We start from the raw sequence: 26,302 nt of genomic DNA on the forward strand, positions 1-26,302 counted from the left end.
TTGTTTTTTATCTCTCCCGATAAGTGACATCCACAATGTCTGTAAATCCTGTATATACGGCAGGAGTGACAGTAGAGAAATCACCTTCTCCGGACAACCCTTCATAGATTCTCAGTGTACCTTTTCCGTTCTTCGTACTGCCTACCACCAAATCAAACGAACGATTGGCATTCGCAGCTTTCTGGTAAAGGTTGAACTTAAGGCACGTAATTGTTTCCCCACTCAACATAAACTGTTTTTCCGCTCTCAAAGGTTTCTCCGACAAGTCAACCCGGTAGAGTGTTCCGCCTACAGCATAATACATGTAGTTGCGCAAAGAACTGAATGCATACAAGTTGCCCTCTTTCCCGATGTCGGTACAAGCAGACAAATCGCCATAATAAGCCCTGCCTATAATATAGGTACAGTCGGCAAACAACATAAAATCACCTAACTGAATGCCATACAAATGCAGTTTGCCCCCTGTATCCTTCAAAAGTGTATAGGTGGTTCCCATCTTGGCATTGCCTGCATCATATTTAGTATTCTCCATATACACATACTCATAACCGACCGGATACTCCTCAAAAGCGTCGCCGACAACCTTATCACTGCCTTTCGCCTTTCTGGCTATCTCTTCCATACCTGTGATTTCCTGTAAAGGCTCATATCCGCCCAACGCTTCCGAACGCATCATCGGACAGTAAGTTACAAAACGCTTGTTGTCGATATCGTACATCAGATAAACCGCCGCATACATGGTAGCCCCCACATTGGCACCGACATGCGGAGCAACACCGAAATCTTTATTCACTTTCGTTCCATAAAGCCCGTCAATAGATATTGTCTCATTGTAATAAGCATCTGTTCCGCTCACCATCATTCTGCCAAATCCTGCCAAGGTGATGGAATAAGGACATAAGTCTGCCAATGTAGCTACCTCATATTTAAATTCATATTCTTCTTTCCAGATAAACTTGTTCTTACCTAAACGAGTGGCCCCCTGGTCTGTCAACAGATAGTAAGGCGAATCCTGAGCTGCGTATTTGGACAACCATTGTATCTTGCGCGGTCCCTGATATTCGGGCATATCTTTGTTGCTCTTCAAAAGGTCAGCGTAGGTCTCCCCCGTCACCGTAGAAACCATATCCAAACGCGCCCGACCACCGTCAGAACAAAGCACCATCCAGCCTTCGGTCGTTGTATCACTCACGGTCAGTTGGTAATTTTTCTGCCAATAAAGCCCGGAGTCTTTTTCTTTCACGGTAAAATACAATGTATAGATACCTGCGGCAAGTTCTACCTGATAATCCAAATTCCGGTTTTCTCCGATGAGGGTCACTTCGTTACTCTCATCCTGGTTGATGACCTTCCATTCATACTCATATTGGTCTTTCGGCCGGGCTGCAACCCCTAAGTCAGGATTCAGCCGCAAATGTTCATACGTGAGTACGGAAAGATTATCCTCTACGCCCGAAATTTCAAGTTCGGCCAGTTCGTGATAATCATAATTTCCCTTATCCTCTGCACAAGCCATCGCCCCCAAGGAGAACAGGCTTACATATATAATCTTTTTCAGTCTCATCTTTCTCAATTATTACTTGTATCTCGAAAACTTAACGGTTCCCCGGTTTTAATATCCAGTACGTCTTTATCAAACTCTTCCCCCCGGTCACGTTTGGCAACCTCCCGGGCAACATACTCCGTCATCTCAGAGTAGATAAACAATTGCATGGAAAACGTTATCTTGGATGCATCATTGAAATCCGACGGTGCAATATCCAAGACCTTGCATATCAGTTCGAATTTCTGCTGCGAAAATTCCCCTATCAGCCCTTTCTCCCACGCTGAGGGGGGAGCAACAAACATATCGGAATAAATAATGCGGAAACACAACGTGGAAATGGTATCTCCATTCACCTGTACTTCTTCCGGCACCGGTAATGAGAAACAAGCATTCGGCAATATCTCCAATGCAATTGTCTTAGCTTCCTCCTTCAATCGAGGGGTTCTTTTAAGGACAACGGTATAGTTCAAGAATGTAGCTCCGGCAGGTAATTCCGCCTTATCCGGTAATGTATAATCTACTCCTTCTACTGCATCTTCCGAAGTGACACGCAACTCTATCGGTCGCGCATGAGACACAGGACGACCCAATAACTGAATTTTTACCGGCACTTCCATTTCATCCGTATTTTCATACACAAAGGTCCGATTGACATTGTCGAGTAATGCACTGGAAGAGGATATATTGGCACGGTTGTTAAAGTAAATACCGTCAATCTCTTCAAAAGCCGCCGGAACTCTTTCATCACAAGCACTCAACGCCACCGCAGCCAACAGACTTGCATAAAGTATCTTTTTCATTTTCTTTCTACATTTTCGTTATTAATCAGTTCTCCGTCTCCGAATCGGGCAAAGGCACGATAAATATTTCATCACTCGGCTCCGGATTTTTATTGGGTGTTGCAGAGTAGTAGATCCGGGAGAATAAACGTTTGTACAAAAAGAACAATTGCCCTTCCCCATACAACTCACGGATATATTCGTAAATAAGCATATCCCGGTTGAGAGTCTGCAAATTGGATATACCCCGATACTTACGAAGGGTATTGAGATATGAAATCCCCGCAGCCAAGTTATCCGACTGGCTTTCCGTAGCTATCAGATACATTTCGCCAAGACGCAGCATAGGAATCATGGTATTCTCTATCTTTCCGACAGCAGCCATATCCGAATACTTGTAGAAGTATTTGTTGGCACCGACAGCCGTCCAGTTCACCTGATTGCGATAATCGTCCTGATTCCCTCCAGTAGCAATTCCTCCACCATAAATATAATTATTCATCCAATCGGTCTCCATTCTGAACACACAACCCGGCAAACGGGCAGGGTCGTAATAATTTTTAAACAACAAGTTACGATTGGAATGAGACAACGCAAAGATGACTTCGGACGAGAAAATCCTGTCGGGATCTTCCGGCGAGCCAATCACCAGACTTTTATCCACGAAAGGAAATGTTCCGTTGTTGGCCGCTTTGATTACTTCTGTCGAATAATTAAAAGCTCCCTCCCTGTCACCTGTATATAAACATACACGTGCCAACAAACCGGTCACTGCGTAATAGTTCAAACGCAACGCACGGTAACGCAGAAAATTGCCGGAAGAATTTATATCGCTACTCATCATCGTGCCTTCTGTTATAATCGGGTCGTACGCAAGGAGAATACGCGCCTCTTTCAAGTCGGCTACAATATTCCGGGCAACCTCTACAGCAGGAAGCGGACTCTCCGGGATATTTTTCTGCGATGTATAGTAAGGAATACTTGCTTTTTCTTTATCCCGTGAATATACGGGGCCAAACAAACGTAACATATCAAAATGAAGCATGGCTCTCAATGCCAGTGCTTCCCCACGGACAATCCCATAATTATCGTCAGTAAACAATGCCTCATTCCCTTCCAGATTCTCCAGAATTTTATTACAGTTCAAAATTAATGAATAGGCTTTATCCCATGTGGCACTCAGCCGCGAACGCCAATAGTCCGTACCATATTCATAGTTACTCAAATCTTTGTAATTACCCCATACCATATTGTCCGTACCGATAGCATAGGCCCCTCCCATAACTTCAACCATTTCTACAGAAAGGGCACTACCATACAAGGCTTCATGGTTCAATTCGATATATACCCCGTTCAGAAGTTTGAAGAATCCCTCTTCGGAAGACAGTAATTCTTCTTCCGATATCTGATCGTAAGGTTTCACATCCAACCATCCACTGCATCCGCTAAACAAGAAAAGGAAACAACAGGCTACCGCAATATATATTTTTCTATTATTCATCATTCGTTTCATTATTATTCCAGTTTATTACATTCTAAAAAGTAGCTCCTATCGAAAAAGAGACGGTACGCGCAAACGGATAGTCGATACCTCTTTCATTTTTAACGGTCGACCAACGGAACAAATCATTCATATTCGCCTGCAAGGTCAATGCCGACAATCCGATTCTCTTGACAAAACTCTGTGTAAACTCATAGCCGACATTCACCGACTCACAACTAAGTGTATTTTCGTCCATCACAAAACGAGACGATTTATCCGTTTTCTGTACTAACGAAACCCCTTTAAACTGTGCTTCGCGGTTCGACTCCGACCAACGGTCGTACAAAGCACGCTTATCCTGATTGTTATACACCTCTTCCGTACCAATATTCTCGACTTTCTGGAACAATGAAGTATTGAACACCTGCCCTCCTAACTGATAACGGAAATAACAGCCGAGACTAAATCCTTTATAATAAAAAGTGGTTCCAAATACACCTTCCAGTTTCGGTTCGGTATCCCCTACCACCACTTCATCACTTACATCATAACTGAACGAATAAGAACCGTCTTTTTTAATAAACAACTCCTTGCCGGTAGCAGGATCGATTCCAGCCGAGCGTACCGCCCATATAGCAGTCGGGCTACCACCGTCATAATAGCGGACAGTGCCTGCCAACGAAGCCCTGCCGCTCTCATTCAAAGCACTGAACGAGTTGCCTATATTCGCATAACTTGCTGTCGCATGTGTTGCATTCACACTAATGTTCCAGTTAATACGTTGTTCGGGCATATAAACGGGAGAAAACTTGACTGTCGCTTCCCACCCCCGGGTTTTCTGTGTGCCGGCATTCATTGCCATGCTTTTTACTCCCATCGAACCGGGAGTGGTAATGATTGCCAATAAAGGATCGGTGTTTTTCCAATAATAATCGAACGTAACATTCAAACGGTTACCCCACATGCTCAGGTCAGTTCCGATATTATAGTTAATAGTCTCCTGCCATGCCAGTTCCTTATTGCCCAAAGCATTAAGGATAACACCTGTCCCGAACACGTTGGTCATCCATCCGTTAAACATATAGGTAGAATAAGCCTGATAGGCCGCAAAATTCTGATTACCGGGATTACCGACCGAAGCTCTCAGCTTCAGTAACTGGATTAAATCGTTATTCTTCATGAATCCCTCATTATGCATATTCCATCCCAAACCTATCGACCACGTATTCCTGAAACGATTGTCCGTTCCGAACATCGATGCACCATCGTTACGATAATTGAAATCCAGCAAATAACGGTTATCATACGCATATCCCCCATTGATATAGAAACTGGCCGCACGTTTCTGATTCTCACGGTATTTCGGTTTTCCGCCATCGGGATAGCCATTGGCAAAGGAAGGAGCAGCAAACTGATCTTCCGTAAAACCATTTGCCGAATAACCGTTCATTGTATTCTTATTACTACTGAAATTAAAGCCCGCTACGGCATTCACCATATGTTTGTCTGCGAAAAGTTTACCAAACGTCGCGGCAAAATCCCCTTCATATACCATACTCTTTGTCAGCGAATGAGTAAACAATCCTTTCTCATTTTCTCCCACATCATCAAACTGTGAATGTTGCGGAGAAAGACGCGTGTCTTGGGTGATATCATTCTTTGTCATACCAAACTTGGCTCTTACGCGAAAATCATGCGTAGCAAACCACTCTATAATAAAATTATTGGTAAACCCGAATTCCTCACCCTTATCATAATTATTCAAATGCGCATTCCATAAAGGATTGGCCACCGGAAAATCGTCAATTCCGGACGAAGGATAATATAAGTACTTGTTTATTTTCCCATCTGCGCCGTACTTCTCGTAGTAAGGATTCGCTTGTGCATACTCTTCGAAAGAGACAGACGGGTCATTGGTATGTACATAATCAATCGTCAGTTTATTACTGAACTGGAATTTCCCTGTACGATAGATTAAATCTAAATTTCCTCCTATCGTCTGTCGGTCGGAACCCTTCATGACACCCTGTACCTGTCCGAAACTCAGCCCTATTCCATAACGAATCTTTTCTTCTCCTCCTTCAGCATACAAATTATGCTTATGGGTAAAGCCTGTACGAATAGGTTCGCTCAACCAGTACGTATCTACTCCGCGGGCTATATTACGCAAACGAGCATTATACAAACTATCCAACCGTATCTGGTCAAAAGGGCTGCCTGCCTTATTCTTATATATTCCAGCCCGATCTTCAAACATTAATTTTTCACGGGCATTCATCAGATTGTAATCTGTCAAATCTGCCACAGTCACTCCATAATCGCCTTTATAAGAGAGTTGCAGTCGTCCTTTTGCCGGTGCTTTCGTCTCAATAACAACCACACCATTGGAAGCTTTAGAACCATAAATGGCCGTAGAAGCCGCATCTTTCAAAATGGTTACGGAAGCCACACGGTTCATATTAAGATTCATCACCGTTTCCAATGTTGTCTCGAAGCCATCCAAAATAAACAACGGCTGATTGGGATCGGTTCCATACTCTTCCTTAAGCCCCATCACACTGCTTTTGCCACGAATCTCAATATCCGGCATACGATTCGGATTAGAACCGAACTGATTGTTTTCCATTATCTTGAAAGAAGGGTCGAGCGTTTTCAAACTTTGAATGACATTTTGTGAACCCACCGATTTCAATTCATCTCCTTTAAAAGTAGTGGAAGCTCCGGTGAAACTCTCCTTCTTACGCTGATAGATACCGGTAACCACCACATCATTAATCTCCATCAGTTTCTGGTGCATGACAATATGTGACAACATAGCTGCATTCTTACCGTTAAAATGCTTTATTTGCGATTCATAACCTACAAAGGAAAAGCTTATATCACAACCGTCTACCGGAAGTGTCAGGACAAACTCGCCATTTAAGTCTGTGGCAGTCCCTCCCAATGCATCGCCTACAACTACCGTTACTCCAATCATAGGCGAATGGTCTGCAGCATCCACCACCTTCCCGCGTATCTCAATCTCTTTTTTCTCAACCGGCTTTTTCTCTTCCGAAACAGAACGCCGCAAAATCACAATTGTCCGGTTTTCAGTCTTAAAGGTAAAATCCGTACCGGATAGAACTTCCTGTAATGCTTGTGTCAAAGGAACCTCTCGAAAATGGGCATCTACCCTTTTGGTACACTCCGCCAACTGCTTCGAATTATAAAAGAATTCATACCCCGTTGCAGCACTCATTTTCTTCAACGCTTCGGTAACAGTAGCTCTTTTCAACTGTAAATTCACTTTATGCTGGGCATGAAGCACTTGATAACATCCACAAAGAATGAAAAGCAAAATAAACTTCCTCCAGTCCAATCCTCTTTTTTTCATAAATATACTATGATTCATATTACTTCAGTTTGATAACCCCATCTTCTACCTGACACACTATTCCGGCAGTTTCAGCCATCAGACGGGTAATATAATCCACCCCACGCTCATAACTTATCTTACCGGAAAAGGCACAGGATTTCAAACGATCATCCACTTCAATCCGTATGCCATACAAACGGGATAAACGCAAAGCCAGAGTTTCCAGACACTCGTCCTCAAAATAAATCCACCCATCTTTCCAAGCAACAAAAGCTGATGCATCCACATGGGCAACCTCTGTTTTCCCCTTGCTGCAATCCAATGTAACCTGTTGGTCGGGAGCCAGAACAATAGCCTCCTGTTCCTGATGAAAAGAATAACTTATTTTTCCGGATAATAAGGTAGTAACATGTTCTTTACTTTCCGGGTAAGCATTTACATTAAAACTTGTCCCCAGCACCCGAATGGATTCATTGGCTCCCACTTCAACATAAAAGGGCATCTCCTCGTCACGCTTTACCTCAAAAAAAGCTTCACCGACAAGTTTCACCCGACGTTCCTTTTTACCCTCGAAAGAAGCCGGATATTCTAATGAAGAAGATGCATTAAGCCATACTTGCGTACCGTCCGACAAAGTCATCTGAAAATGTTTACCGGCAGGAACTTCCAACTTAAGCATACGTTTTCCTGTCAAAGCAAGCTTTTCTCCTTCAGAAGTATGCAATGAAATATTATCTGATATATGCTGGATAGAGGCGGCACTGTCCAAAGAAATGTATTGCTCGCCATCCATTGTAAGAATCACCTGGCTGTCATCAATTGTCACCCCCAGCTCACGCAACTGTGCTATGGCCTCCGAAGTGGGGACAACCTCCAAGTTCGCATGAAGAATAAAGAAAAAAATCATCAAGACAGCAGCTATGCCTCCTCCCGTTACTATCCGGTTTCTGCGCCTTGCGTTAGTTTTACGACGAATCCGTTTTTGCAGTTCCTCAAAATCTGTATCCAAAGAAACATCACTATCAGAAGATTCAACCTCATGTGCCCACAAGTGTTCCAATAACTCAGTCTCATCTTCTCCAATTTCCCGTTTGGGTATATTATACTTCATATTCATAGTATATTAATTAAATGATATACTATATATATACAGCAAGTACAGAAATCACGTACTTCCCAAAAGGATTTTTTTAGAAAAAACTTATTTTATCTATTTCGCCCCTCAATTTCTTCTTGGCTTTATACAGAATTGTTTCTACCGTACGAATAGATATAGACAGCTCTTCCGCAATAACAGCATTCTTCTTCTCTTCCCAATAACTCATCCGAAGCACCTTCCGACTTCGTTCCGGCAACCGCTCTATAGAATGCATCAGTCTTTTCACCCTATGCATTATTTCCGATGACTCTCCATCCACCTGATTCAATTCCCACATTGCCTTATCTTCACGCATCCGGCGCGCTTCCTCCAACTGCAATAGCCGAAGAGAATTATTATGAACCGCCCTTAGTAAATAACATCGAAGCGATTTATTCTCATCCAAAGTCTTGCGATTTAACCAAACTGCCATAAAAATATCCTGCACAACTTCACAAGCCGATTCTTTGTCTTGCAGGATTTTAAACGCATAGGCACGCAACGGACAGCAATATGCTTTGTAAACAAATTCAAAAGCAGATTGGTCTCCTTCTTTCAGCGCTTTTACTATCCTGCTATTATCCTTTAATTCTTTCGGCATGACAATTTGTTCGTAAAAAAAGAATATTTTAAGCAAAGTTACTAAAAGTGATGTTATAAACAATGTTTTTGCGCACTTTTTCTCCCCAACTAGTCATTTATAGAAAAATATCAATATCCCACTATAGAAAATAATAGAAACAAAACAAGCCACCGGAATGAGTCGCTCATTCCGATGGCCTATCCCCTTTAAACACCTTTAAACAAAATGAAAATATGCCTCATTTACTAACTAAACTAACTAACCCTTCGAGGCATATTTTAAAGAGGCTGTCGCATCAGCCCCCTTTCTTATATAGATGGCTTTCGCCCTCTAGTCTTATTTACGAGCTTCAGCGATATAACCGAGAGCTTCTTCACATTTTGCAGTTACATAAGCCCAGTCTTCTGCTACCACCTTATCTTTCGGGAACAGTTTAGAGCCCATACCTACGCAGAATACGCCGGCTTTAATCCATGCAGTCAGGTTTTCTTTTGTAGGTTCCACCCCACCGGTCACCATCAGCTTAGACCATGGCATCGGAGCCATCAGGCCTTTTACGAAATTAGTTCCATAAACGTCACCCGGGAATACTTTGCAAAGGTCGCAACCTACTTCCTGAGCGAACCCGACTTCGGATACAGAACCACAACCCGGAGTATAAGCTACCGAACGACGGTTACATACCTTAGCTATTTCAGGATTGAACAACGGGCCTACTACGAAGTTAGCACCCAGTTGCAAGTACATGGCAGCAGTAGCCGGGTCAACAATAGAACCAATACCGATTGCCATTTCAGGACATTCCTTTGCTGCGAATTTTACGATTTCAGCAAATACTTCCTGCGCGAAGTCACCACGGTTTGTGAATTCGAAAGCACGAACACCACCATCATAACAAGCCTTTACTACTTTCTTTGCAACTTCTGCGTCTTTGTGATAGAATACAGGAACCATTCCTGTAGAGCCGATTTTATTCAATACGGCTATTTTATCAAATTTTGCCATTTTATTATTTACTATTTTAAATGAATTGATTTTTCAAACTCTCAACTCTCCATTTTCAACTCTCAACTTATCTCCTTATCTCTGTACGCGACCGCTTGCGTCACCACCAGCCAATGCTTCAACTTCCTCTACGGAAACAAGGTTGAAGTCACCATTGATAGTATGCTTCAAAGCAGATGCGGCTACAGCGAATTCAAGAGCTTCGCCCTGATTAGGCTTAGTCATCAAACCATGGATGATACCACCTGAGAATGAGTCACCACCACCTACACGGTCGATAATCGGGTCAATATCATAACGTTTTGAAGTATAGAACTCTTCTCCGTTGTAAATCATAGCTTTCCAGCCATTGTGAGTAGCAGAGAAAGATTCGCGCAATGTAGAAACGACATATTTGAATCCGAATTCTTTCATCATCTGCTGGAAAATACCTTTGTAGCCTTCAGCATCCGTGTGACCTGCCTCAACGTCAGCATCCGGTTTGAATCCCAGACAAAGTTCTGCGTCCTCTTCGTTACCGATACATACGTCTACAAACTGCATCAACGGTTTCATGATAGACTGCGCTTTTTCTTTAGTCCACAGTTTCTTACGGAAGTTCAAGTCAACAGAAACAGTTACACCGTGACGTTTTGCAGCTTCGCAAGCCAGACGGGTCAGTTCGGCAGCCTTGTCAGAGATAGCCGGAGTGATACCAGACCAGTGGAACCAGTCAGCACCTTCCATGATAGCGTCAAAGTCGAAGTCAGCAGCATCGGCTTCGGCAATTGCAGAATGAGCGCGGTCATAAATAACCTTGCTAGGACGCATAGAAGCACCTGTTTCCAAATAGTAGATACCTACGCGGTCGCCCCCACGAGCAATAAAGTCTGTCTTCACACCATATTTACGCAATGCGTTAACAGCAGACTGTCCGATTTCGTGCTTCGGCAATTTAGTTACGAAATAAGCTTCATGTCCGTAGTTGGCACAGCTCACTGCAACGTTCGCTTCTCCACCACCATATACTACATCAAAAGAGTCAGATTGAACAAAACGAGTATTACCCGGAGTTGATAATCTAAGCATGATTTCGCCTAACGTAACGACTTTCTTTCCCATAATTTTATGTTTTAATTTCTAAGTTATTAATATTATGAACTTTCAATTTATCATTTTAGCCCTATTTTTAGGGTTAACACACTGATAACATGACCATTAAACCATCAAAAGGTTAACACTGCATACCTTTCGTGTGCGGGCACAAAGATACAACAATTTTCGTAATTACAAAAATTGTTATATATTTGTATCGAAAATATTAAGATTATTATTGTGTGCGAGCACATATACCTATATAAATAAGGTTATCGTATGAATAAATTGCCCGAAAGGATTAGAATCAAAGACATCGCCCGCTTGGCGGATGTATCAGTGGGAACGGTAGACCGCGTCATTCACGGACGCAGCGGAGTATCGGAAGCAAGCAAAAAACGCGTGGAGGAAATCCTGAAGCAACTCGACTATCAGCCCAACATGTACGCCAGCGCCCTGGCATCCAACAAGAAATATACGTTTATCTGTCTTTTGCCGGAACACCTGGAAGGCGAATACTGGACAGCCGTTGAGTCGGGTATCCATGAAGCTATCGCCACCTATTCGGATTTCAACACTTCGGTGAAAATCAACTATTACGACCCGTACGACTATCATTCGTTTGTCGATGCCAGTGAAGCGATTCTGAAGCTTCAGCCTGACGGAGTCATGGTAGCTCCTACCGCTCCCCAATATACAAAGGGATTCACGGATCAGTTGCAGGCACTGGATATACCTTATATATATATAGACTCAAATATCAAGGATGTTCCTCCCCTCGCCTTCTTCGGTCAGAACTCACGCCAAAGCGGATACTTTGCCGCACGGATGATGATGCTACTGGCACGGGACGAGAAGGAAATCGTCATTTTCCGTAAAATACATGAAGGTATTGTAGGTTCCAATCAGCAAGAGAACAGAGAAATCGGTTTCAGGCAGTACATGGAAGAGCATCATCCGTCTTGTAATATACTGGAGCTCGACTTGCATGCCGAACGCAACGACGAAGACAACGAGATGCTGGATGAATTCTTCCGTGCCCACCCGACGGTGAAGAACGGAATCACCTTCAACTCCAAAGTCTACATTGTCGGCGAATACCTGCAAAGTCGCGGAAAGAAAGATTTCAATCTGATAGGCTATGACCTTCTGGAACGGAATGTCACCTGCCTGAAAGAAGGAAATGTCTCCTTCCTCATTGCCCAGCAACCGGAACTACAAGGCGCCAACGGTATAAAAGCTCTTTGCGACCACCTCATCTTCAAAAAAGAGGTCACTTGCATCAACTATATGCCTATCGACTTGTTGACAGTAGAAACAATTGACTATTACCATAGCAAATAACAACGAAATACAACTTTACAAGTACATTACATGGAAACAAAGTATTTAAGAATTAATCCTGCCGACAACGTTGCCGTTGCCATTGTTAACCTCCCGGCAGGAGAGCATCTCTCTGTAGATGGCATTGAGATTACATTGAACGAAGACATTCCCGCCGGACACAAATTCGCATTGAAGAATTTTGCAGAGGGTGAAAATGTAATCAAGTACGGTTACCCCATCGGTCATGCCTTGATGGCCAGACAACAGGGTGACTGGATGAACGAAACGAACATCAAGACCAACCTCGCCGGATTGTTGGAATATACCTACAACCCGGTTCAGGTTTCTTTGGATATCGCCCGCAAAGACCTTACCTTCAAAGGGTATCGCCGCAAAAACGGTGACGTAGGTATTAGAAACGAAATATGGATTATCCCGACTGTGGGTTGCGTAAACGGCATCATCGGACAATTGGCCGAAGGGCTGCGCCGCGAAACGGAAGGCAAAGGCGTGGATGCCATTGTCGCTTTCCCGCACAACTACGGTTGCTCACAACTCGGTGACGACCACGAGAATACGAAGAAGATTCTTCGTGACATGGTGCTTCATCCTAATGCGGGTGCAGTGTTGGTAGTAGGTCTGGGATGCGAGAACAATCAGCCGGATGTATTCCGCGAATTTCTGGGCGAGTATGATGAAGACCGCGTGAAGTTCATGGTCACTCAGAAAGTAGGCGACGAATACGAAGAAGGAATGGAAATCCTGCGTGATTTATATGCGAAAGCATCTAAAGACGAGCGTACCGATGTTCCTTTGTCCGAACTTCGTGTAGGCCTGAAATGTGGTGGTTCCGATGGTTTCTCCGGTATTACGGCAAACCCGTTGCTCGGCATGTTCTCCGATTTCCTGATTGCACAGGGTGGCACAAGCGTATTGACGGAAGTTCCCGAAATGTTCGGTGCGGAAACAATCCTGATGAACCGTTGCGAAAACAAAGACTTGTTCGAGCAGACTGTACATCTGATTAATGACTTCAAGGAATACTTCCTGTCACATGGAGAGCCTGTCGGCGAAAACCCGTCTCCGGGAAACAAAGCCGGTGGTATCTCTACATTGGAAGAAAAAGCGTTGGGATGTACGCAGAAATGCGGAAAGAGTTATGTATCCGGCGTAATGCCTTACGGCGAACGTTTGCAGAAGAAAGGGCTTAACCTGCTTTCTGCTCCGGGCAATGACCTGGTTGCAGCCACTACTCTTGCGGCAAGCGGATGCCACATGGTACTTTTCACAACCGGACGCGGAACGCCATTCGGCACTTTTGTCCCGACCATGAAGATTTCCACCAACTCGACTTTGGCTAAAAACAAACCGGGATGGATTGACTTCAATGCAGGGGTTATCGTTGAGAACGAACCGATGGAGAAGACTTGCGAGCACTTCATTGATTACGTTATCAAAGTGGCAAGCGGTGAGTTCGTTAATAACGAAAAGAAAGGGTATCGCGAAATTGCTATCTTCAAGACAGGCGTAACTTTATAAATCGCCTTTTATTCCGTATTCTGATAAAAAGAATAGATTGTTAGAATTATAATACGAGTTGCTATCCCTCACTCAATGACAAATTGAACGGGATAGCAATTTTTTTTTAGATTTATGACTATTCCAATGCAGCCGAATAGAGAAATATCTATCCAACTTCTTTTTTGAACCTGTTTATTGAAATAATCAGATAAAATCTTGTTCATTTTAAATGTTTTATTTTACTTTGCACTACAAAGTACTTTTAATATGAATAAAAATAAAGCATTAGAATCGGTTTTTGAGATAAAAGAGTTGATGGAAAAGTCCTCAAAGTTTATCTCTGTCAGCGGGCTCGCCGCAATCCTGGCAGGCATTTACGCACTGGCCGGCGCGTACATCGCGACACAAGTTATCACACCGGACACGTATTTAATCGTCGCATTGGAATTAATGGCTATCATAGCCCTGTCGGTACTGATAGCCGCCGCCGTCACTGCCGGAATACTGTCCTATTGTAAATCAAAAAAGACAGGACAGAAGTTTTTCAGCCGGCTCACCTATCGGGCATTATGGAATTTTTCCCTTCCGATGTTGGCCGGTGGCATTGTATGTATTTCTATCCTGATGCACGAGTATTACGATATTCTGGCATCCGTCATGCTTCTATTTTATGGACTGGCGTTGGTCAATGTATCCAAATTTACCTATTCCAGCGTGGCATGGTTGGGCTATGCTTTCATCTGTCTGGGTGCTGTCGACTGCTTTTGGGCAGGTCATTCACTGCTATTCTGGACGATAGGCTTCGGTGGTTTCCATATCCTCTATGGCATATTGTTCTATTTACATTACGAAAGAAAGAAATCATAAATGATAGAATCATTCCAATATATTAATAAAGCATTCGAAAGCAAGGTACGACTGGGTATTATGGCTGTTCTGATGGTAAATGAGGAAGCTGATTTCAATTTTCTGAAAGAACAGCTTGCATTGACCGACGGTAACCTTGCCAGCCATACCCGTGCGCTGGAAGAACTGGGATACATCGTATGCAACAAAAGTTTTGTCGGACGAAAGCCGCGGACTGCCTTTCAAGCAACTCCGCAAGGCAGGGAAGCTTTCAAATCTCATATTGAAGCTCTGGAGCAATTTCTAAAATCAAAATAATTCATTCATCTAAACACTATCAGCTTATGGACGGTTTCAATGAAAATTCAAACGAGCAACAGGCACAGCAACCTATGGGATGCCTTCACCGTTTCTCCAAAACAATCAAGGTGGTCATTATCGGGGGATTAATCCTTCTCCTGATGATTCCTATGTTCATGATTGAAAATCTTATTTCCGAACGGGGACGCACGCAGGAAGAAGCAATTAACGAGGTAAGTGAGAAATGGAGTCTCGCACAGACTATCACCGGCCCTTATCTGAATATCCAATACCCAATGGTTACAGAGAACAACGGAGAAAAGAAAGTGTCAATCAAAGACCTGATACTCTTTCCCGACGAGCTTTTGATTAACGGACAACTAAAGACGGAAATCCTGAAAAGAAGTCTCTACGAAGTCAATGTGTACCAATCGGAACTGACTCTGAAAGGTTCTTTCAGTTCGGAAGAACTGCTAAAGAGCAGAATAGATATGGGTCAGCTGCAATTCGACAGAGCCGCCATTTGTCTGAACCTGACCGATATGCGTGGTATCAGCGAACAGATTAGTATCACTCTCGGAGATTCCGTCTATGTATTTGAACCGGGAATGGATAACAGAGGGATTGATAATACAGGTGTACACGCCATTGCGGATTTATCGGAACTGAAGAACAACAAGAAACTGCCTTACGAAGTAAAAATCAAGCTGAAAGGCTCGCAATCCATAAACTTCATCCCACTGGGCAAGACAACCCGTGTCGACTTGAAAGCCAATTGGAACACACCGAGCTTTACAGGAAGCTATTTACCCAATAACCGGGATATTACCGAGAAAGAATTTTCGGCACAATGGCAAGTCCTGAACTTGAACCGGAACTACTCACAAGTAATGATTGACTATACCAATTCCAATATCAAAGATATAGATAATTCCAGTTTCGGCGTTAACTTCAAGATTCCGGTAGAGCAGTATCAGCAATCCATGCGTTCCGCCAAGTATGCTATCCTGATTATCCTGTTGACATTCGGAGTTATCTTCTTCACTGAAATTATGAATAAAACCCGTATTCATGCTTTACAGTACTTGTTAGTGGGATTGGCACTCTGCCTATTTTACAGTCTGCTCCTCTCCTTCTCCGAACACATCGGTTTCAACCCTGCTTATCTGTTATCTGCCGCACTGACTATCATACTGACAGGTGGATATATGTTCGGCATCACCAAGAGAAAGAAGCCGTCATTAATCATGTCCGGATTATTGGGAGTGCTCTATCTTTATATATTTGTCCTTATCCAATTAGAGACTTTCGCTCTGTTGGCAGGCAGCTTGGGATTATTTATTATCCTGGCAATGGTAATGTATTTCTCCAAGAAAATTGATTGGTTCAATGAATAATCCGCTTTTCTTTCGAAACACTTGACAAACGACTTTTTATTTTGTATCTTTGAAGAAATAAAAGTGATAAACAGCATGAGTAATATAAGAAAAATAGATACATAAACAGCATTTAAACTGATATATTTTAGTATCAGAACAAATATGGTATAGGGTAATAGTCTAACGATTATTACCCTATTTTGTTTACATTTTTACTTAAACAATTTAATCTATTCCCGAAAAACGCAGAAAATAGTTTTTAATAAACTCTGATACCGTTTATAATAAACTATCCAAAAGTTTATTATAAACAGAAATCAAGTTTATTAATAGTGGAGCATTCAGTTGTAAGAATAAAACAACCTAATTTTACAGAATAGAAGTGCATTGATAAGCACGCCAGTCTATATGATAATATAAACTAACACATCTTTCTTTTTACCCCAATATACGGATAGTTCAAGACTCTTTTTTATGATAGTATCAAAATGTTCTTTTCAGATATACCATATCCGTCAACAGCTCACCTTCTTCATAAATCGGATGGTCATAATTGTCGGTAAAGAAATTCTCTATACGGTGGGAAATAGTAAAACCGCAATGTTCATAGAAAGATATGGCAGAAGGCACATCTCCCGTACCAACTAACATTTCAGTACACTTGTCCTGATAGTACTCGAATAGAAATTCAACCAAACGTTTCCCGTATCCCTGACGTTGGAAAAAAGGAACAGTAGCAATATTCTTGATTTCATAAATGCCTTCCCCTTCACGAGTTACCACACAGGCAGCTTTCAATCTATCGTCATACAGGACGAACATATCGCCACGCTCCAAATACCGGTCTATCATATCCTCTTGTTCATCAGCCAAGAGTAACAGTTCGAGGAATTCTTTCTTATCTGAAATTACTTTTTTTATCTCCATATTATCTAGTTTGCCATAAAGATATAAAAAACTAAAATACCAGACTCTACTTTAACGAAACTTATCCTGATATTTGGAATAAATAGATTATCTTTGTCTACGGAAATGTGATACACTAATAATAATAGAATTATGAAAGAAGAAAAGAAAATACCAGAAGAAAAGAAAGTCAAAGTGCAGAGGTCGAAGAAAAAGAAAGTAAATAAGACATGGGAAGCACTTGGCAAACTAAAGGGAAGCCTCATAGTAAACGACCCTAAATTCTTACTATAAATGAGATATTTGATAGATACTAATATCTTTGTTTATGCAGTGATTGACAGAGACTCGTTAGACCGTGATGTAACAGCTATACTACAGGAGCCTGACACGGTACTTTATATGAGTGCAGAATCTGTCCGCGAATTAATTGTAGGATACCGAAATAAAGGTTTATGTTCCAAACGCTGGAAATCAGTAGAAGCAATGGTCACTTCAATTGAAAAGGAGCTCTACATCAAAATACTTCCCCTGAAGAAAGAACATATGCAGACTTATGCACGATTAGAAATCAATGAAGCACAAGGACATAAAGACCCATCCGACCACGTTATTATCGCCCATGCCATCACCGAGCATTTACCACTCATTTCAAGTGATACCCGATTTGAATTTTATCGTTCCCAAGGACTTGATTTGATATTCAATAAAAAATAATGAACGCTATACATCTATTTGCCGATGTTCTAAAATAGTATCCATATTCTCCAAGGCCCATCCAACCAATCCTTCAATATGAGGAATCAGAGTTCCTCCCGTATCCGTCAAGCTATATTCCACCCGAGGAGGTACTTCCGCATACACTTTCCGCTCTACCAATCCGTCGGACTCAAGTGTACGGAGAGTTACCGTCAACATTCTCTGAGAAACATCCTCTATTGTCCTATGAATATCACTGAAACGCATAGTTCCGTTTGCATTCAAAGTAATAAGCACCAGCATCGACCACTTGTCTCCCAAGCGGCTGAGTACATCTCTTACAGGGCAATTTCCTGTCGGGTGAAAGTTTTTCATCTTTTAACGTTTTGTATTTAGTTGACTTACAGCAATAGTTACTTCCATGTAACTTCCTTATTCAGAGGTGCGTTCTTGCTTTTCTCCACAAAGGAAGATACATTTGCATCACAAAAGTAATAAACTTACTAATAATAACTATTGTTTCATTTTAAATAATTATGATTATGGCAAAGAAAGTAGCAGTTTTAGCAATGAATCCGGTAAACGGTTGTGGATTATTCCAATACTTGGAAGCGTTTTTCGAAAATGGCATTTCATATAAAGTATTTGCCGTATCGGATACGAAAGAGATTAAAACAAATTCGGGAATCAGCTTGACAACAGATGATGTGATTGCCAATCTGAAGGGGCACGAAGATGAATTTGACGCGCTCGTTTTCTCTTGTGGAGACGCCGTACCTGTATTTCAACAAAATGCGGACAAACCTTATAATATAGATTTAATGGAAGTAATCAAAACCTTTGGGGATAAGGGGAAAATAATGATTGGACACTGTGCAGGCGCAATGATGTTTGACTTTACAGGCATATCGAAAGGTAAGAAAGTGGCAGTTCACCCGTTAGCCAAACCGGCTATCCAGAACGGAACAGCTACCGATGAAAAATCAGAGATAGACGGCAACTTCTATACCGCACAAGATGAAAATACCATTTGGACAATGTTGCCGCAAGTTATAGAAGCATTAAAGTAAGGTAAGACAAAGCAAGTACGAAGCAGAAAAATATAGACATAAATTAGTATTTTATAAACTCTGCCTATGGAGTGATGCGTTCCTTTAAAAGAAACGATGTCTTCCTCGGTGTGCAACGGGTCGTTCCTTTAAAAGGAATGACCCGTTGGTTTTAAAGGAAAATCAAAGAATATATCCCACTAATAATCAATTACTTAAAAATTGACATCCAGAAAGTGAACATTACAGTGCAATCATAAATAATATTCAAAAAAAAACATTCAAAGAACCATCAGCCACTTGGAATATATCCGTCTTTCCAATCTTATCTTCAACTTACTCTTCCCTTTTCGTGCCAAAATAAAGAAGAACAAGACATCATAAAATATCGAAATAAAAAATCTAGCAGTCTAAAAGTGTGTATATTAGCAGCTTGAAGTTTTATGAAAAAAGTGGGACGTTCAACTAGGGTAATTCAAATTAATGGCGTTAAAAAAAATATATGATTAAAGAGAAAGAGGGTTTTAATGCATTTTTACTTCATTTTTTAGAAAGATTGAACGGCTGTGAATCCATAGAGAAGAAAGTCACTGAATCTCTGACAGATATTTGCAATTACTACGGGTTCAAAAGAGGATTCGTGTATCAGACAGACGGATTCCGTTATTTCTATTTGAAGGAAACGATTGGAAATGAGAATAATATCCTAAAGACTCGTTTTGAAACAAACGAGATGACCAGACAACATATCAACTATACAAAGAACAGGAATACTCCTTTTTATAGCAATAGAAATACAGATACTTCTCCGGATGACATTGCCATTATGGACTTCTATAATGCAGAGTCATTGTTAGTGCGACAGTTTAAAGATTCGGAAGGAAAAATCATCGGATTTGTCGGATTTGCAGACAGAAAAGAAACAAATCCGTTCACGGATGAAGAGTTGCAAATGATTCATCTTCTGCTAGATTCTCTGTCTAAGGAAATTGCTGTCCGCGAATATAAAGAAAGAGAAGTGAGGGCGAGCAAGACTTTAGGCAGTATCATGAACAATATGGGAGTCGATATTTATGTCAACTCTTTCGATTCTCATGACATGCTATATGCCAATGAATCTATGGCCGCCCCCTATGACGGCATTAAACATTTCAAAGGCAAGAAGTGTTGGGAAGCTCTTTATACCGACAAAAAAGGAGAATGTGAGTTCTGCCCTAAAAAACATTTGATAGATGAAAACGGCCTGCCTACCAAAGTTTACTCCTGGGATTACCAACGCCCGTTTGACAAATGCTGGTTTCGTGTGTTCAGTGCCGCATTTGCCTGGATAGACGGACAGATGGCACACGTTATCACCAGTGTCGATATTGACCATCAGAAGACGATAGAAGAAGAATTGAGAATAGCCAAGGAAAGAGCTGAAAACCTGGACAGGCTGAAATCTGCATTTCTTGCCAATATGAGTCACGAAATCCGCACTCCGTTAAACGCGATTGTCGGCTTCGCCAGCCTTTTGGTCGAATCGGATAATAAAGAAGAACGGCAGGAGTACGTGAATATCATGCAAGAGAATACGGATTTGCTCTTGCAACTGATATCCGACATTCTCGACTTGTCAAAGATAGAAGCGGGTACACTCGATTTCACAATGGATCATTTGGACATCAAGAGCTTCTGCGAAGATATTATGCGCAATTATGACATAAAAGAGGATAAGCTTGTCCCTGTCCTGCTGGCTCCCGACTTGCCTGAATATTATATTCATACAGACAAGAAGCGTCTGATGCAGGTGATTACGAACTTCATAAACAACGCACTCAAATTTACAGAGAAAGGACAGATTATTCTTGAATATCATTTCAAGGAAGATACGGGGGAAATAGAATTCTCCGTCACAGATACAGGTATGGGCATTGCTCCCCAAAAAGTAGACAAGGTATTCGACCGTTTCGTCAAGCTCAATTCTTTTTCAAAGGGTACAGGACTTGGATTGTCCATTTGCAGAAGTATTATCGAACATCTTGGCGGCACTATCGGTGTCGAATCCGAATTGGGAACCGGCAGCCGCTTTTGGTTTACCCATCCCTATACAGCCGGATAAAAAAGATATGCTAATACTCGCAGAAAGCGGGTTTAGCATAAAAAAGGGATAAAATAACCACTAAAACAAGCATTCCGGCAAAATTAATCATAGAAATAGTTTTTCAATCCGTTTTTTCACTACATTTGTACTGCTAAAATAAAAACCATAAAATAAAGATATCACAAACAAACATTTCTCATGGATATAAGAAAATGCCTATGGCTCTTTTTGCTATGCTTCTTGTCTGCGTCATCTATCCAAGCCCAAAGGAACCATATAGATATTCCTAATTACATTTTATGTATCAATTCTTATTCAGAATCCACACCGTGGAGTAGCCGGATGATTTCTACCATATCAGAATATGTGCAGAAAGATCCTCAACTGGCGTTGTACGCGGAACATATGAATACACTGATGATAGACAATGATTCTATTTTGGAGAAATTTGAAAATATGATTTCTCAAAAATATTCACAGCCACGTCCTCAGTTATTGGTATTATTGGGAAGTCCCGCATTCACGTTAAGAGATGAATACAGAAAATTTTGGGGAGACATACCTATCATTCTCTGTTCGGAAGAAGCCTTTCTGGGGCCACAAGAAGCCTACTTTCAGAAAAGAGAAATTGCACTGGCCGACCGTATTCCGACATCTCAGTTCGCCGATCCGTATAATATGGTCTTCCTGTATTCCAATCTTTATCTTCGCGAGAATGTACAATTAATCAATCACATAAATCCCGGTATCAAGAAATTTATATTCATTGGCGACGAACGGGAAATCAATTTAAGTAACAACCTGGACATTCAGGACGAATTAAAAACAAACTATCCGCAGATCGAATACCAGTTTTTAACGCCACAAAAGATGACTACCAATCAATTACTGGACTCACTGTATCGTGTCGACAGCCATACAACAGGCATATTATTTGCGTCCTGGTTTTATAAAGCGAAATTCGCCGACAATACGTCGTTAGTATTCAACGACCACAAACTTATCGTGACAACTATTGCCCCTATATTTACTTTGAACATGACAGATATTACCGAAGAAAACGGAGGAATGATAGGCGGTTACACTTATAATCAAAAAAGGTATAATCAGGAATTAGTTCATGCCATATCAGCTATCCGCCAAGGGAAACAGGCTCGCGAACTACCTTTCTATATGCCGTCAGATGGGCGTCCCATCATCAACTACGCGACATTACTCCGTAAAGGGTTATCCCCTTCCATGTGTCCTCCGAACACATTTTTTCTGCACAAACCGCTTTCGTTTTGGAAGCAGAACCAATATTTCATCATAGGCTCTTTAACTTTCATTTTTCTGCTTGCCTTATTTTTCTTTTATCGTATCCGTAGCCTGAATATCATAAAGAAAATGCAACAGAAGGAAATAGACGCCATGACCAATTACAAAAACCTCGTGAACAACATGCCTATTCTTTACATGCAGGAAGAACTTATCACAGATGAAAAAGGTATACCTGTCGAGTTGATTTACCGGAAAGTCAACGCGCATTTCGAAAAGAATTTCTTCCGCAAAGAAGATGTGATCGGCAAAAAGGCAAGCGAGATTTTCCCAGAATCAATGCCGGAATTCCTGCATTTCATAAAGAAAGCACTGGATGAAAACAAGGCAATCACTTTCCCTTATTACTTCAAGAAAATCGACACTTTCTATGACGTGATACTTAAAGGAACACAGCACAGTAATATTATTGACGTATTCTGTTTGGATAGTACAGAACTGCACAGGGCGCAACAAAAGCTAAGCACTATCAACAATAAGCTCTCCATGTCTCTCGATGTGGCTAATATCGTACCCTGGAAATGGGACTTACAAAGCCATACTATCCTGTGCGATATCAATAAACCGATAGAACTCAGCACATTGGGAAAAGATGTATCCGAGGAGCAACTGGCAGTGCCCGATAATCAATATTTCTCCAAAATATTCAAGGAAGACCGGACACGGGTGGAGCAAGCCTACAAAGACTTGATAGAAGGTCGTTCGAATAAGGTAAAAGAAGAATATCGCATAGTCAACACTCATAAGGGACTTCATAGAATAGACTGGGTGGAAGCTCAGGCAGCCGTTGAAACCCGGGACGAAAAGGGAGATCCGTTGACTTTGGTAGGTTCTTCACTAGTCATTACCGAACGAAAGAAGATGGAGCAGGAATTGGTAAATGCCAAAAATCGCGCAGAAGAATCGAATCGTCTGAAATCGGCTTTCCTGGCGAATATGAGCCACGAGATACGCACGCCTCTTAATGCCATTGTTGGTTTCTCGGGTATCCTGGCTTCTACCCTGGAGGAAGAGGAGAAACAGGAATATGTGAGTATCATCGAAAGTAACAACACTTTATTATTGCAACTTATCAGTGATATATTGGATTTATCCAAGATAGAAGCGGGAACACTGGATTTTAATTATTCCAATGTAGAGATTAATGATTTGATGAGCGACTTAGAAAACAGCTGCCTGTTAAAGCTCAAATCTGACAAGGTAAAACTGGAGTTTGTAGCTCCCGAAGAACCTTGTTGCGCACATATAGAAAAGAACAGATTATCCCAGTTAATCATCAATCTTATAACAAACGCCATAAAATTCACCGAACAAGGCAGTATCCGCTTCGGATATAAACGGGAAAATAATGAATTGTATTTTTATGTCGCTGATACGGGTTGCGGTATTCCACAAGATAAACAGGATAGTATCTTCGGGCGCTTTGTCAAACTGAACTCATTTGCGCAAGGCACAGGACTCGGGCTTTCCATCTGTCGGACGCTTGTTGATAATATGGGTGGTAAAATCGGTGTAGAATCAGAGATAGGAAAAGGATCTACGTTTTGGTTTACATTGCCCTACAAACAGGCGGAGACTGTAGAAAAAGCTCCCCAAAAAGAGATACAGACCATCAGCATAGAGAAAGACAAACTTGTTATCCTGATTGCCGAAGATAACGAAAGCAATTATAAACTATTCGAGTCTATTCTAAAATATGATTATCATCTGATACATGCCTGGGATGGACAGGAAGCTATTAATCCTGTTTAAGGAGTACAATCCGCAAATCGTATTGATGGATATCAATATGCCTGTCATGAATGGATATGAAGCGACCCAGGAGATTCGTAACTTTTCTGCCAAAGTGCCGATTATAGCTATCACTGCCTTTGCTTTTGCTTCGGATGAGCAGCGAGTGATGGAAAGCGGTTTTGACGGTTATATGCCGAAGCCGATTAACGCCCGCTTGTTGAAGGCACAGTTGAAAGACATCATGCAGAAACGCATTGTTTTGTTGTAAGACGAATAACTGCCGTTTGATAAATCAGTCATTGAATCCTTCAGGCATTTAGTAATTCAGCCACATTCTGAAAGAAGCCATTTTGTCTTTACTGACTATGATTTTATCTTTGAAAGGGGGTAACACATGTACGACCGCCTTCCCTAAGAAGTAGGATTCAATACGCTGAATAGCATCAATACAGACAAGAGTCTGACGGTTCGTACGAAAGAACCGGTCGGGGTCAAGTTGCTCATACAGTCTGTCTAAAGCCAGGTCGATAAGATATTCACGGTTTTTATGTGTCACTGCGAAAGTCAGTTTGTTCTCTGAATAGAAATAAGCAATGTCACTGACTTGCAGAGTTAGCAGCTTCTCCCCACTGGAAATTAAAAACCGTGTGCGGTACTTTTTAGCTGCGGACAAAGAAGATTCTTGGGCGACAGCAAGCTGTTGCAAGACTTCCATCATCCAGCTTTCAGCTTTGAAATCATGGATATAGTTTTTACTCAGCCCCTCAAAACGCAGGATGGCCTGCAACAACCGCTCCTCATGAATCGGTTTTAAAAGATAATCAATACTGTTTACCGTAAAAGCACGCACAGCGTATTCATCATAAGCAGTGGTAAAGACAATCATACTTTCAGGATGAGCCTGTTCTATAAAAAGAAACGAGTTACCATCCGTCAACTGAATATCCAAGAAAAGAATGTCAGGATGGGGATGCCGGGCAAACCACTCCACTGCCTCTTCGATATTTCCCGGCAGTAACTGTACTTCCCAGTCGGGACGCAAAGCCGACAAAGTGTCGCGAAGCAGACGGGCAGCAGGTATTTCATCCTCTATTATAGCAGCTTTTATCTTACTCATGAAGCAATGGTATTTTTACTGTAAACTCTTGCAAATTATTCTCTATCACAATATCACGATTACACAATAACTTATACCGGGTAGAAAGGTTCTTCAAGCCTGTACCGAAAGTGGTTGCACTCTTTTTTACCTGTATCCGGTTTCGGACTACCAGTTCTTTTTCCTTTTCCATATAGAAAAGTTCAATGGTCATCGGTTTTCCCATATGGATCACATTGTGTTTTATCACATTTTCAGCCAGTAACTGGATAGTCAGCGGTGGAAGTTGAAATTCCAGGCAGGCTTCCGGCAGGCAGTTATCAATATGGATGCAGTCTCCCAAACGTACACGATGCAGGAAAATATAAGAATTTAAAAATTCCAATTCTTCCCGCAAAGTTGTCAGCCGTTGATTTTGGCACTGAAGTGTATAACGATATACATCAGAAAGATGCTGGGTGAACAGTTCCGCATTGGCGGGATTGTAACGGATTTCAGAAATCAATGTATTCAGGCTGTTGAACAGGAAATGGGGATTCAGTTGGTTTTGCAAAGCAGTATAGCGCGCCGTATTGTTTTCCTTTTGCAAGGCAGCCGCTTCATGTTGCAGTTTCAGTGTATTCCGCATGGAACGGTTGGCAAGTAACAATCCTAAAATCACCAACTCTACCAACCATACTGTAATCAGAATCCGCCATCCGCCATTGGGAAACATAAACGGATGGGCAGCTCCCGCCAGTAATTTGGCAGTAACAAGCAATCCGTAGTTCAACAGGAAAAACATCCCCATTACAACAACATAGACGGATATCAGTTTCCAACGACGATGCAGATTCAGCGCATACTGGTTATCCATCCATGTACTTAACCGTATCGTTGCATATCCCAACACATTGAATGTCAGTATAAAGAAAGCCAGTGTGCCGACGGAATGAAATATATCGGCCACCTTATCGGGAAAGGTAGCATAATTAATCAATAACAGAAAAGAGAATACTCCCAGTCCTGAAAATAACGCTACATATAATAAGGTATTAAACTTTATATTCATACTACAGCCGGCTCTTTTCATACAAAATTACT

The 26,302-nt window shown here is 41.7% G+C and carries 21 protein-coding genes and 1 pseudogene; 10 read left to right on the forward strand and 12 right to left on the reverse strand.

From position 1 onward, the window contains the following. Positions 1-7 precede the first annotated feature (7 nt). The 8 genes from BQ7997_RS11330 to BQ7997_RS11370 all read right to left on the reverse strand — a co-directional run bounded on the left by BQ7997_RS11330 (position 8) and on the right by BQ7997_RS11370 (position 10,990). Positions 8-1,564, reverse strand: a complete 1,557-nt coding sequence (locus BQ7997_RS11330) for a PKD-like family lipoprotein (RefSeq protein WP_097677776.1) — start codon at positions 1,562-1,564, stop codon at positions 8-10. Between the two features lie 5 nt (positions 1,565-1,569). After that, entirely contained in the window at positions 1,570-2,346 is a 777-nt protein-coding gene (locus BQ7997_RS11335) for a DUF4843 domain-containing protein (protein ID WP_073346331.1), read from the reverse strand. Between the two features lie 25 nt (positions 2,347-2,371). Next, on the reverse strand, positions 2,372-3,829 hold the full coding sequence (locus BQ7997_RS11340) for a RagB/SusD family nutrient uptake outer membrane protein (protein ID WP_235817280.1): 1,458 nt from the start codon (positions 3,827-3,829) through the stop codon (positions 2,372-2,374). Between the two features lie 31 nt (positions 3,830-3,860). Next, entirely contained in the window at positions 3,861-7,181 is a 3,321-nt protein-coding gene (locus BQ7997_RS11345; protein ID WP_073346576.1) for a SusC/RagA family TonB-linked outer membrane protein, read from the reverse strand. A gap of 19 nt (positions 7,182-7,200) precedes the next feature. Then, the gene (locus tag BQ7997_RS11350; RefSeq protein ID WP_022137924.1) at positions 7,201-8,274 is read right to left on the reverse strand and encodes a FecR family protein; all 1,074 of its coding nucleotides are present in this window, start codon (positions 8,272-8,274) and stop codon (positions 7,201-7,203) included. A 79-nt stretch (positions 8,275-8,353) separates the two neighbouring features. Further along, positions 8,354-8,902, reverse strand: coding sequence for a sigma-70 family RNA polymerase sigma factor (locus BQ7997_RS11355; protein WP_044655125.1), 549 nt, complete (start codon positions 8,900-8,902; stop codon positions 8,354-8,356). Between the two features lie 318 nt (positions 8,903-9,220). Beyond that, a complete protein-coding gene (locus tag BQ7997_RS11365; protein WP_073346335.1) occupies positions 9,221-9,889 on the reverse strand; it encodes a bifunctional 4-hydroxy-2-oxoglutarate aldolase/2-dehydro-3-deoxy-phosphogluconate aldolase in 669 nt (222 codons plus the stop codon). A 75-nt stretch (positions 9,890-9,964) separates the two neighbouring features. After that, positions 9,965-10,990: a sugar kinase gene (locus BQ7997_RS11370; protein ID WP_022137926.1), complete on the reverse strand. Its 1,026-nt coding sequence runs from the start codon at positions 10,988-10,990 to the stop codon at positions 9,965-9,967. A gap of 252 nt (positions 10,991-11,242) precedes the next feature. Here BQ7997_RS11370 and BQ7997_RS11375 point away from each other — a divergent pair, with 252 nt between their 5' ends. From BQ7997_RS11375 to creD, 5 genes are all read left to right on the forward strand, one after another. Next, positions 11,243-12,307: a LacI family DNA-binding transcriptional regulator gene (locus tag BQ7997_RS11375; RefSeq protein WP_022137927.1), complete on the forward strand. Its 1,065-nt coding sequence runs from the start codon at positions 11,243-11,245 to the stop codon at positions 12,305-12,307. A gap of 30 nt (positions 12,308-12,337) precedes the next feature. Next, complete coding sequence (locus BQ7997_RS11380) at positions 12,338-13,828, forward strand: UxaA family hydrolase (protein ID WP_073346337.1); 1,491 nt, start codon at positions 12,338-12,340, stop codon at positions 13,826-13,828. Positions 13,829-14,077: 249 nt separating this feature from the next. Further along, positions 14,078-14,677 (forward strand): hypothetical protein, encoded by a 600-nt coding sequence (locus BQ7997_RS11385; protein WP_073346339.1) that lies wholly within the window; start codon positions 14,078-14,080, stop codon positions 14,675-14,677. Further along, a complete protein-coding gene (locus tag BQ7997_RS11390) occupies positions 14,678-14,974 on the forward strand; it encodes a winged helix-turn-helix domain-containing protein (RefSeq protein WP_022137931.1) in 297 nt (98 codons plus the stop codon). It abuts the gene before it with no gap. Between the two features lie 26 nt (positions 14,975-15,000). Continuing rightward, positions 15,001-16,353: a cell envelope integrity protein CreD gene (gene creD, locus BQ7997_RS11395; RefSeq protein WP_073346341.1), complete on the forward strand. Its 1,353-nt coding sequence runs from the start codon at positions 15,001-15,003 to the stop codon at positions 16,351-16,353. Positions 16,354-16,818: 465 nt separating this feature from the next. On the opposite strand, the gene BQ7997_RS11400 is transcribed toward creD, so the two are convergent. Further along, a complete protein-coding gene (locus BQ7997_RS11400; protein WP_073346343.1) occupies positions 16,819-17,262 on the reverse strand; it encodes a GNAT family N-acetyltransferase in 444 nt (147 codons plus the stop codon). A gap of 132 nt (positions 17,263-17,394) precedes the next feature. Between BQ7997_RS11400 and BQ7997_RS25735 the strand changes: the two genes are divergently transcribed. Together BQ7997_RS25735 and BQ7997_RS11405 are read left to right on the forward strand one after the other, a co-directional pair. After that, positions 17,395-17,535: a hypothetical protein gene (locus tag BQ7997_RS25735; RefSeq protein WP_022137934.1), complete on the forward strand. Its 141-nt coding sequence runs from the start codon at positions 17,395-17,397 to the stop codon at positions 17,533-17,535. Further along, positions 17,536-17,958 carry a type II toxin-antitoxin system VapC family toxin gene (locus BQ7997_RS11405; RefSeq protein WP_022137935.1) on the forward strand — a complete coding sequence of 141 codons (423 nt, stop codon included), beginning with the start codon at positions 17,536-17,538 and terminating at the stop codon, positions 17,956-17,958. A 6-nt stretch (positions 17,959-17,964) separates the two neighbouring features. On the opposite strand, the gene BQ7997_RS11410 is transcribed toward BQ7997_RS11405, so the two are convergent. Continuing rightward, positions 17,965-18,315, reverse strand: a complete 351-nt coding sequence (locus BQ7997_RS11410; protein ID WP_073346345.1) for a winged helix-turn-helix transcriptional regulator — start codon at positions 18,313-18,315, stop codon at positions 17,965-17,967. A 167-nt stretch (positions 18,316-18,482) separates the two neighbouring features. On the opposite strand from BQ7997_RS11410, the gene BQ7997_RS11415 reads away from it, so the two are divergent. From BQ7997_RS11415 to BQ7997_RS11425, 3 genes and pseudogenes are all read left to right on the forward strand, one after another. Then, on the forward strand, positions 18,483-19,010 hold the full coding sequence (locus tag BQ7997_RS11415) for a DJ-1/PfpI family protein (RefSeq protein ID WP_073346578.1): 528 nt from the start codon (positions 18,483-18,485) through the stop codon (positions 19,008-19,010). 481 nt (positions 19,011-19,491) lie between these two features. Continuing rightward, positions 19,492-21,090, forward strand: coding sequence for a sensor histidine kinase (locus BQ7997_RS11420; RefSeq protein WP_073346347.1), 1,599 nt, complete (start codon positions 19,492-19,494; stop codon positions 21,088-21,090). A 180-nt stretch (positions 21,091-21,270) separates the two neighbouring features. After that, positions 21,271-24,391, forward strand: a pseudogene (locus BQ7997_RS11425) (ATP-binding protein). Between the two features lie 48 nt (positions 24,392-24,439). Here BQ7997_RS11425 and BQ7997_RS11430 read toward each other — a convergent pair. Then, a complete protein-coding gene (locus BQ7997_RS11430) occupies positions 24,440-25,240 on the reverse strand; it encodes a LytR/AlgR family response regulator transcription factor (RefSeq protein WP_073346349.1) in 801 nt (266 codons plus the stop codon). Beyond that, the gene (locus tag BQ7997_RS11435) at positions 25,233-26,291 is read right to left on the reverse strand and encodes a sensor histidine kinase (RefSeq protein WP_083589217.1); all 1,059 of its coding nucleotides are present in this window, start codon (positions 26,289-26,291) and stop codon (positions 25,233-25,235) included. Before BQ7997_RS11435 ends, BQ7997_RS11430 begins: the two co-directional genes overlap by 8 nt. Positions 26,292-26,302 lie beyond the last annotated feature (11 nt).

Origin of the sequence: Bacteroides congonensis, assembly GCF_900130125.1 — a bacterium.
Classification (GTDB): domain Bacteria; phylum Bacteroidota; class Bacteroidia; order Bacteroidales; family Bacteroidaceae; genus Bacteroides; species Bacteroides congonensis.